Annotated in this window: 8 protein-coding genes; 6 read left to right on the forward strand and 2 right to left on the reverse strand. The window is 61.9% G+C overall.

Going from position 1 to position 9,184, the window contains the following annotated elements; genetic code table 11:
* Position 1: 1 nt before the first annotated feature.
* Together GY769_03355 and GY769_03360 are read left to right on the forward strand one after the other, a co-directional pair.
* Positions 2-3,649, forward strand: coding sequence for a DEAD/DEAH box helicase family protein (locus tag GY769_03355; protein MCP4200951.1), 3,648 nt, complete (start codon positions 2-4; stop codon positions 3,647-3,649).
* A 395-nt stretch (positions 3,650-4,044) separates the two neighbouring features.
* Positions 4,045-4,497, forward strand: coding sequence for a DUF429 domain-containing protein (locus GY769_03360; GenBank protein MCP4200952.1), 453 nt, complete (start codon positions 4,045-4,047; stop codon positions 4,495-4,497).
* Positions 4,498-4,720: 223 nt separating this feature from the next.
* On the opposite strand, the gene GY769_03365 is transcribed toward GY769_03360, so the two are convergent.
* Positions 4,721-4,933, reverse strand: a complete 213-nt coding sequence (locus GY769_03365; protein MCP4200953.1) for a hypothetical protein — start codon at positions 4,931-4,933, stop codon at positions 4,721-4,723.
* Between the two features lie 283 nt (positions 4,934-5,216).
* Between GY769_03365 and GY769_03370 the strand changes: the two genes are divergently transcribed.
* The 4 genes from GY769_03370 to GY769_03385 all read left to right on the forward strand — a co-directional run bounded on the left by GY769_03370 (position 5,217) and on the right by GY769_03385 (position 8,215).
* Complete coding sequence (locus tag GY769_03370) at positions 5,217-5,873, forward strand: hypothetical protein (protein MCP4200954.1); 657 nt, start codon at positions 5,217-5,219, stop codon at positions 5,871-5,873.
* Positions 5,870-6,601, forward strand: coding sequence for a ParA family protein (locus GY769_03375; protein ID MCP4200955.1), 732 nt, complete (start codon positions 5,870-5,872; stop codon positions 6,599-6,601). Before GY769_03370 ends, GY769_03375 begins: the two co-directional genes overlap by 4 nt.
* Entirely contained in the window at positions 6,594-7,403 is an 810-nt protein-coding gene (locus GY769_03380; GenBank protein ID MCP4200956.1) for a ParB/RepB/Spo0J family partition protein, read from the forward strand. The genes GY769_03375 and GY769_03380 overlap by 8 nt, the downstream gene beginning before the upstream one ends.
* A gap of 293 nt (positions 7,404-7,696) precedes the next feature.
* A complete protein-coding gene (locus GY769_03385) occupies positions 7,697-8,215 on the forward strand; it encodes a JAB domain-containing protein (protein MCP4200957.1) in 519 nt (172 codons plus the stop codon).
* A gap of 76 nt (positions 8,216-8,291) precedes the next feature.
* Here the strand turns inward: GY769_03385 and GY769_03390 are convergent, their stop codons facing one another.
* Positions 8,292-9,086, reverse strand: a complete 795-nt coding sequence (locus GY769_03390; protein MCP4200958.1) for a formylglycine-generating enzyme family protein — start codon at positions 9,084-9,086, stop codon at positions 8,292-8,294.
* Positions 9,087-9,184 lie beyond the last annotated feature (98 nt).

Raw genomic sequence — 9,184 nt, forward strand, 5'->3', positions numbered from 1 at the left:
GGTGGCTCGCTACTCGCAGGACGAGTCTCCTCCGCCAGGCTGGACACCCACCCAGGCGGTGCCCGAGCCTGTTATCAACAATCCGTACGATGAGCCGCACCAGCACTGGAGCTACAAGGACGGAGTTCCTCAGCTCGTGCCCGCGCGTCGGCCCGCAATGTATTGGTACAAGTCGAAGAAGCTCGCCGGAGGGCAGAGCGATCTGTTCGCGGAGGAAGAGCGCGATCCTCTGCCCCTCGTGAACCGTCTTCGAGAGGACGTCAAGCGATGGCGCGATTCTGACTACCGAGGAGCTTCCTCGGTTACCAAAGACCTCTTGCGGCACTGGTCGCGCAAAGACCTGGTGCGCCCCCTGTTTTTCTGCCAGCGCGAAGCCACGGAGACGCTGATCTACCTGCTCGAGCTGGCGATTCCTGGGCGCCTGGCGAGCACCGGTTTCAGGAATTTCCAGGTCGACTCCAAGAATCTGAAGAGCCTCCTAGTGGGCGAACTGCCCAACTTCGAAGAGATCTCGGGCGACTTCTACCCGCGCCTGATTGACCCTGCTGCCGAACCCGATCTACTGCCTCTTCGCCGACTGGGCTGCAAGATGGCGACCGGTAGCGGTAAGACCGTCATCATGGCGATGCTCATCGCCTGGGCGTTCTGCAACCGCGGTCGCAATCCGGGGACGCGCCTCTACCCGAGCGGGGTGCTCATCTGCGCGCCGAACCTCACCGTCAAGAAGCGGTTACAGGTTCTGCGCCCAGAAGACCCTGACAACTACTTCGACGAGTTCGACATCGTGCCATCGAAGTACCGGGAACTTCTCGGCGCCGGCAGGATCCACATCACCAACTGGCACGGCTTCGCCCCGAAAAGCGAGCACAGCGAAGGCGGCACGAGCTATAAGGTGGTGCAGAAGGGCGAGGAGACTCCCGAAGCGTTTGCCCGCGACCGACTTGGTGAGCTCGCGAGCCGGCTGCCGATCCTGGTTTTGAACGACGAGGGCCACCACTGCTGGCGGCCGAACCCCGACAAGAAGGTCGAGCAGCTGGAGAAGGAGGCGGAGAAAGGTAAGACTAAAGAGGAGAAGGACGCCCTGAAAGAGGAACTGGAGGAGGCGCGAGTGTGGCTCGCCGGCCTCGACAAGATCAACAGCGCCGGCCTTCTCGGCGAAGATGAGCCCTGCATCTCGGCAGCGGTAGATCTCTCGGCCACGCCCTTCTATCTTTCGAACTCAGGCTTCCCAGAAGGCAGCCCGTTTCCGTGGATCGTGAGCGATTTCGGGCTCGTGGACGCCATCGAGTGCGGCATCGTCAAGGTGCCGCGGCTTCCCGTGCGGGACGACTCTAGTAGTAAGGATGAGGCTGGCCGGCCGAATCCGAAGTACTACCGGCTGTGGGAGAGCATCAAAGAGAGCCTCAAGCCGGTGGACAAGGTGGGCAAGCGCCCCAAACCGGACTCGGTCTTCCGCGAGGCCGGGGGCGCTCTCAAAACGCTTGCCGGCCAGTGGCAGACACGATTCGAGGAGATCCGCGACAAGAGCGCCGACGACAATCCCGTGCCGCCGGTGCTGATCGTGGTGTGCGACAACACCAACATTGCTCAGGTCTTCTTCGAGAAGATCAGCGGCGAGCGCGAGGTCGAAGTGCCTTCGGAAGACGGTAAGAAGACCGAAAAGAAGACGGTCTACGGCGGGACCGGCATCGGTTTCCCACTTCTCGAAAACGACGAACGACATCGACGCACGGTTCGAATCGACACGAAACTGCTAGCCAAGATCGAGACCGAGGGCGACCAGACCAAAGACGAAGCCGCCCTGGCGCTTCGGGAGATCATCGATACAGTTGGTAAGAAGGGCCAAGCTGGGGAGCACGTGCGCTGCGTCGTGTCGGTTTCGATGCTGACCGAAGGATGGGACGCCTCGAATGTGACCCACGTGCTCGGCGTCCGGGCCTTTGGCAGTCAGCTCCTGTGTGAGCAAGTCGTAGGACGCGGCCTGCGGCGCATGAGCTACGTGCCGGACTCAGAGACAGGGCTGCTTCCGGCCGAGTATGTGGACGTCTATGGCATCCCCTTCTCCCTCATTCCGTTCAAGGGCAAGGCAAAGGACGTCGATCGGCCTGATCCCGTCTATCACCACATCTACGCGTTGTCCGAGCGCAGCGAGTTTGAGCTCCGGATGCCTGTCGTCGAAAGCTACACATACGGCCTCCGGGGTTCCGGGATCCGATGCGACGTCGACTCACTCGAGGGTTTTGTTGTCGACAAGGAGCCGACCGAGGTTTACCTCGTCGCGACTCGCGGGTATCACGACGAGGCCGACGCTTTGCAGAGCGACGAGTTCGTTCGCCAGACCCGCGAGGTTTACTACAAGAACATCCGGTTTCAGCAGATTGTCTACAAGCTGGCCCAAATGATTGTCGATGATCTGATTCAAGGAGCGGAGGAAAGTGACAGCGAACGGGCCAAAAGAGGGTTGCTGGCTCGCCACCAGCTCTTTCCCGAGATCGTTGCGATCATCCAGAGCTATGTAAAGAAGAAGGTCCGCTTCGCCACTGGCGTCAACAAGAAAGAACTCGGCCTTCAGAAGTACGCCGAACTCCTCGCAAAGCGAGTACGCGATGGCATCTTGCCGGCGGTGGCCGCCGAGGAAGCACCACTCTTGCCGGTCGTGAATTCCTTCAAACCCTTCGTGACGACTGCCGAGGTGAGCTATCGAACGACCCGACCGGTGGAGCGGCTGACGAAAAGCCATCTGAACCTCGCAATGGTGCAGAGTGGCAAGGGCAAGAAGCCGAAGGGCGATGCGCTCGACGAGGTGCGAACGATTCAGATTCTCGAAGACATGGACTGTGTCGAGTACTACACGCCAAACGACCGGAACGTGGGCCTCGCCGTGCCCTACGAGTACCAGGGCCAGCCGCACCAATACGAGCCAGATTTCGTGGTGAAGCTCCGGGGCGGCAAGCAGCTCATGCTCGAGAGCAAAGGGGGCGGCGGCGAGACTTGGGAGCCGGACCGAGTACTCGCCAAGAACGCCGCAGCCAAGAAGTGGGTTGCAGCGGTGAACAACTCGCGACGATACGGAGAGTGGGCGTTTGAAATATGCCGCGCCGCGACCGAGCTGCGCGCCGTGCTGTCGAAACACAGCGACGGCGACGTTGTGCTGCCGTTTACCCACGTGGAGCCGAAGCCCGAGGAGCGCTTCTCGATCTGCGTGCCCCTCACCACGCTTCGAGCCGCCGCCGGCTCTTGGAGCGAGGAGCAGGCGAGCCTTGATCCGGCCGAGTGGGCTGACGAGTGGATCACCTGGGAGACCTCGACGAAGTTCGAGCCCGGCATGTTCGTCGCCAAAGTGCTGGGCGACTCGATGGAGCCCGAGGTCCCGAACGGTTCCTATTGCCTCTTCCGAGAGCCAGGCGCTGGGACGCGACAAGGGAAGCGACTCCTGGTCTGGCACTCAGGGATCGATGACCCGCACACCGGCGGGCAGTACACGCTGAAGGTGTACAGCAGTGAGAAGACTGCTGACGCTGAAACTGGCTGGCAGCACACCCGAATCACGCTGAAACCGCTTAACGCCGAGTATCCGCCTATTGTCCTGACGCCCAAGGAGGAACAGGACGTGCGGGTCATTGCAGAGTTCGTTGAGGTTGTCGGCTAGTGAATAGGCGCACCCAGAACGTTCTGATTACAGGGATCGATTTCACTAGCGCCCCGTCGCCGTCGAAGCCGCTGACAGTCGCTCATGGTCAACTGAATGGGCGGAGGCTAAGTCTAATCAAGCCCCTCAAGAACTTGTACAACTTCGCAGCGTTTCAGAAGCTCCTCCAACAGCCGGGACCTCGAGTAACGGCTATCGACTTCCCCTTCGGCCAGCCGTCGAGATTCGTGCAGGCTGTTGGCTGGAGTCCACGATGGGAAGACTATGGCCAGGGGGCTCAGCAGCTCGGCTAGGCTGGCTTTGTCGAGCTGCTTCAGGACTACAAAGCAAGGCAGCCTCCGGGAGATAAAGAACATCAACGAGCAACAGACGTTTGCGCTGGCTCCTTGAGCCCGATGAAGACTCACGGCGTTCCGCTGGCCAAGATGTTCGTGGAAGGAGCACCACGGATTGAGCGGTCGCCGTGTTCGGTTCTCCCCTGCCGACCAAACGGTTGTGACTCGCTTGTTCTGGAGGCTTATCCGGGTCGCGTCGCACGGTGGGCGATCGGTCGCAGGCCCTACAAGACCGAAACGAAGAGCAAGGACACATCGGCAATGCGCGACGCTCGCCGCGACTTGATCGCCGCGGTCCTCTCAGGCCGCTTGCCGAAGCAATACGGAGTCTCGGTGGATTTAGATGACGAGGTCAGGGAGGAGCTCGGCGACGACTTCAAAGGAGATCGGCTGGACGCACTCCTGTGTGCGATCCAGGCGGCATGGGCCGTTTCGAACAAGAGCTTCGGGATCCCGCAGAATGCCCACATCGAAGAAGGTTGGATCGTGGATCCTCATTGCGTGGAGACGTAGGGCGAACGCCTGGTCCTCGTTTCTACCTAGCTCGACTATTCCGAAAGTGGTCGCCGCGGCGCCAGCTGAAAGCCACAGGGATGCGGATGGCAAGTGCCTCGTCTAGCACCGTACGAAGCTAGCGGAAGCCTCTCGGTTCTTCTGAGACCAGACCAATAGCTCGGGGGCCTCTAGGCATCTGGTCCAGACCGACCTAAGCCACTTGGCGCGCACTTAACGCCGGCTACTTCAACACCTCACCAATGATCTCATCCAGTTCGTCACGGATCTGATTAAGCTCTTCCCTGGTCTCGTCAGAGACCTTCATCGAGTAGTCGTACCAGCCCGCCTCTTCCTCGGTCTTCCAAGCTGCGAGACCCGCTTTCCTGCTCTTGACGGAGTCCCGAAGACTGGTTATGTGCCGCCTTAGTTCCTTCAGGTTTTTCATCTTCTTCACCCCTTTGTTTCTAGGAGAACCGACAGCCCCACTCACGTTTCCTTGCCGGAGTTCAGCCGCGCCTCAACGCCTTCGACAAACCGATCGACTTCGGCTTGAGTCCTGAAGTAGCCCGTATAGCCAGAGTAATCCGCGTCCGCAGCCTCGTAGTACTTCCACTCCTCTCGAGATTCTGGAAGTAGTGCTTCGACGGCCGTAGTCGGCACGCCAAGGACCGCGGCCAACCGCCCAAGGTACAGCTGGAAGCGGAGACCCGAACCTCCTCGATCGCAAAGACGCCTTTCTGCGGCGCGCTCGCGAGGAGGAGCGCTCGACCTATCTGCCTGTCAGCATCCAGACGCCCCTCTCCCCCTACGAGCTCAGGCAGGGAACCCTCATCCCAGCGATCCTCGTCGCCGGCATCAATTCCGACTTGCCCGGCCAGACGCAGGCTCTCGTTCGACAGAACGTCTACGACTCGACCACGGGGCGACACCTGCTCATTCCCCAGGGCTCGAGACTGCTCGGCAGCTACGACAACCGCATCGCGTGGGGCCAGAAGCGCGTGCTCCTGGCGTGGACGCGCCTTGTGTTCCCGGACGGCAGCAGCCTTGACCTCCGCGGCATGCCCGGTGCCGATCTGGCCGCGATGGCCGGCGTCCGCGACCAGGTCAACAACCACTTCGTCCGCACCTTTGGCAGCGCCATCCTGCTCTCGGCGATCACCGCCGGCGTGCAGCTCAGCCAACCGCAGGAGTCTGCCGACGGAGGCGCTCCTTCGGCGAGCCAGATTGCGGCCGCTGCCCTCGGCCAAGAGGTCGGCCGGACGACAGCTGAGGTCACCCGCCGCAACTTGAACCTCCAGCCGACCCTACAGATCCGCCCGGGCTACCTCTTCAACGTCGAAACGACCGCCGACCTCGTGCTGCCAAGCCCATGGAACCCGAGGAGAGCTCCGTGACGAGAGTTCTCACCGTCACAAACCAGAAGGGCGGCGTCGGCAAGACCGTCCTCGCCTGCCACCTGGCGCTCGCCGGCATCGAGAAGCACAAGCGGGTTCTCCTGATCGACCTCGATACCCAGGCCAACGCGACGCTGACCCTGACGCTGGACCTGTCCCTGCCGAAGAAGAACGGTGGCTCGGCCCATCTGTTCTCCAGAACGCCACTCGACCCGATTCCGACGGCCTCCGGAGTCGAGGTACTGCACGGGCACCAGCACCTCGACGCGCTCGACGCCGAGTACAGCCTCGAGCAAGCTCTGCCGATTCGCGACGAGCTGCGGCAGCTCCCCTACGACCTGATCGTCGTCGACACCCCGCCGGCAATCGGCCTGCGGCACGTGGGGCCGATCCTCTGGTGCGATGTCTGCCTGACCCCGTTAGAGCCCAACGCCTACTCGATCTCCGGCCTCTCCCACACTTTGAACACACTGAGCTTCGCCCGCCGGCTCAACCCCGGCGTGCGCTCCCGCGCCATCATCAACCGCTACATCAAGCGCTCCAAGCAGCACGCCTTCTACATCGCCGAGATCGCCCGGCACATCGAGCTCACGAAGCCGTTCCTGCCGCTGCGGGTCGCTGTCCCTGACGCCCTCGACGCCGGCGTGCCCGTCTGGCGCTTCAGCCGTGCCGCACCCGAGACCAAAAGGCAGTGGCGCGAACTCTGTGGAGGATTCGCCTGTGAATAGCACCCTGGAGCAGCTAGCCGAGATTGCCAAGACCCACCCCAGCGCCTCGCGGGAGGTCCTGATGATCCCGATCGAGGCCATTCAACCGGACCCCGAGCAGCCTCGCAAAGAACCGCGCGACCTCGACGAACTCGCAGCGAGCATCGAAGCGATCGGTGTCCAGCAGCCGCTTCTCGTCCGGCCGAATCCCAACCAGGAAGACGCCTACATCCTCGTCGCCGGCGAACGGCGACTACTGGCTGCCTCGAGAGCGGGCAAGAGCAACGTCCCGTGCATGGTCCTCGCCGACCTCGACGACCCCGGTCAGCGCCTCGTCGTCCAGCTCACCGAGAACATCCAGCGCGAAGACCTTGACATGATGGAGATCGCTCGCACCATCCAGACCCTCATCGACGAGCTCCAGATGCCGAAGGGGGACGTCGCACGCCTCCTCGGCAAGGGGCAGTCGTTCGTCTCGAAGCACTTGGCGCTTCTGAAGGCGACCGGCCCCTCGAAGGAAGCGCTCGATCGCGGCCTGCTTCAGTCGCCTGAGACCTTCCGCCTCTTCAGGAAGCTGCCAGAAGATCGCCAGAAGAAGCTGCTCGGCCGGAAAGGTACCCGCGCGCTTCCGATCGCTCGAGCGGAAGTCGAGAAGGCGGCGGCGGTCGAGACCCCGGGTCGCTCACTCGGACCGCTCGAGGGCGCTCAGCAGTTCTCTCTGCGGCTCACAAGCCAGCAACTGATGCACATCATCGAGGCTCTTGGCGGCCAGCCGCCCGCGGAGCCCGGCGAGCTCAAGGCGACACTCATCAGTCTTCTGTAGGGCTCCGCTTCAGGAGAGGCGTCGGCTCCGTCTTCCCCTCGCGGCAGCGGCCTCCAGGGTCCCGCTCAAACAGTCCCTCCCGTCTCTTCTCTCGATCTTCCCTCTATCCGCAGCTTCGGCTGCGGCCAGCTCGTCTCTTCCCGCCTCGGCTGCGCCAGCTGAGCTGTCACGGCCTCCGCTTGGGGCTCCTCGCGCCGTGCGCAGGCACTGCGTGCGTCTGGCCCTCCGTCTGGAGCCATTGCTCCTCGGCTCGTGTGAAGGAGCAAACGACACCAGCCGAAAGGGAGACGCAGATGAACAGGAAGACCAACAAGAAGCAGATGGAGCTACTGAAGTCCGAGCGGGTCCAGCAGTCGGCCGAAGCCGCTAAGATGGAGACCATCACCCGCTACCGCCTCGCCTTGGTTCGCGAAGAGGACACGCCCTACGAAGACGTCTCGCTGACCCACCCGAAAGCCGTCGCCGAATTCCTCAACGGGCAGCTCCACGACCGGCCGCAAGAAGCCATGTGTGCCGTCTACCTAGACACCCGCAACCGCCTCATCGCCTGGCAGATCGCCTACCTCGGCACCCTCAACCGAGCCGCCGTCGAACCCCGCGCCCTCTTCCAGATGGCCCTCCTGACCAACGCCGCTGGCATCATCCTCGCCCACAACCACCCCTCGGGCGATCCTTCACCTAGCGCCGAAGACCTGGCCTTCACCCGCCGGATGGCGCAAGCTGGCGACCTGATCGGGATCCGGCTCGTCGACCACCTGATTCTGGCTTCCAAGACCCAGTGGGTGTCCCTGAAGCAAAGAGCCGCGTTCTAGCTAAGCGCAGCAGATTCGGCGCCCTTGCCCCGGCTTGCGCTTCGAGTTCTCCTTCCGCATGCCCAGACCGCTTGCCTCACGCCCCACCGCTTCCTTCCGGTCGGGAAGATTCGCCCTCGAGTGCCGGTAGTAACACACGAAACCCTCTCGACTGAATCTGTAGCGACGGCACACCTTCCAGTCGAAAAGAAGCCCGGGCACTTAGTGCATCATCCCAGCAGCTCCCACCTCGCATGGTGCGAGTAACCTCAAAGTGCTCCTTCTGCTCACCTGAACCCGACACATTTCCAGCCGCGCCCGGCTCGACATTCGTTTCGGAACGCTCCTGCGTCCGATCGAAAGCACTTGCGGTCCATTCCCAGACGCCCCCGTGCATATCAAACAAGCCCCAAGGGTTGGATGCTTTCCGGCCAACGCTGTGCGGCCTGTGGTCTGAGTTTTTGTCGTACCATCCAACAGCACTCAACTCATCTTCGTGATTGCCGTTCCAGTATTCGCTTGTCGTACCAGCCCTGCACGCATACTCCCATTCCTCCTCGGTGGGCAGTCTCGCTCCTTCGCACCAAGCAAGAGATGATGAAAGCCACCGACAAAAAGACGTCGCTTCGTACCAACTGATCTTCACTGCCGGGTAGCAGCGCAATACCGCGTCCCCTACCTTGGAGCCCATTCCGTCCACCGGGACTCTCCAGTCGTAAAGTTCATAGGAGGGATCGAAAGCCTGATACTGCAAGTTTGTGACAGCTACAGCGGCCATTCGAAAACAGTCCGCGAAAACGACGTCCGAACGCGGTAGTTCACTCCCTGGCGAACTGACGCGGTCAGTTCCGATACAGCTCGACCCGGCCGACAACTCCTTCCACAGAGACACCAAATCGGCTCTTATCCAGGGTATCCATCGAAAGAGCTCAGCGCGAGGAGGCGGCACGTGATCGAAGAACCGAGATAAAACATCGTCGGCAGCACGAG

The sequence above is a fragment of the bacterium genome (assembly GCA_024224155.1).
GTDB lineage: Bacteria > Acidobacteriota > Thermoanaerobaculia > Multivoradales > JAHEKO01 > CALZIK01.

Bases quoted from the DNA above. Each gene is read 5' to 3' on its own strand.
- GY769_03360 (MCP4200952.1), top strand. From the start codon at position 4,045: ATGAAGACTCACGGCGTTCCGCTGGCCAAGATGTTCGTGGAAGGAGCA.
- GY769_03385 (MCP4200957.1), top strand. From the start codon at position 7,697: ATGAACAGGAAGACCAACAAGAAGCAGATGGAGCTACTGAAGTCCGAG.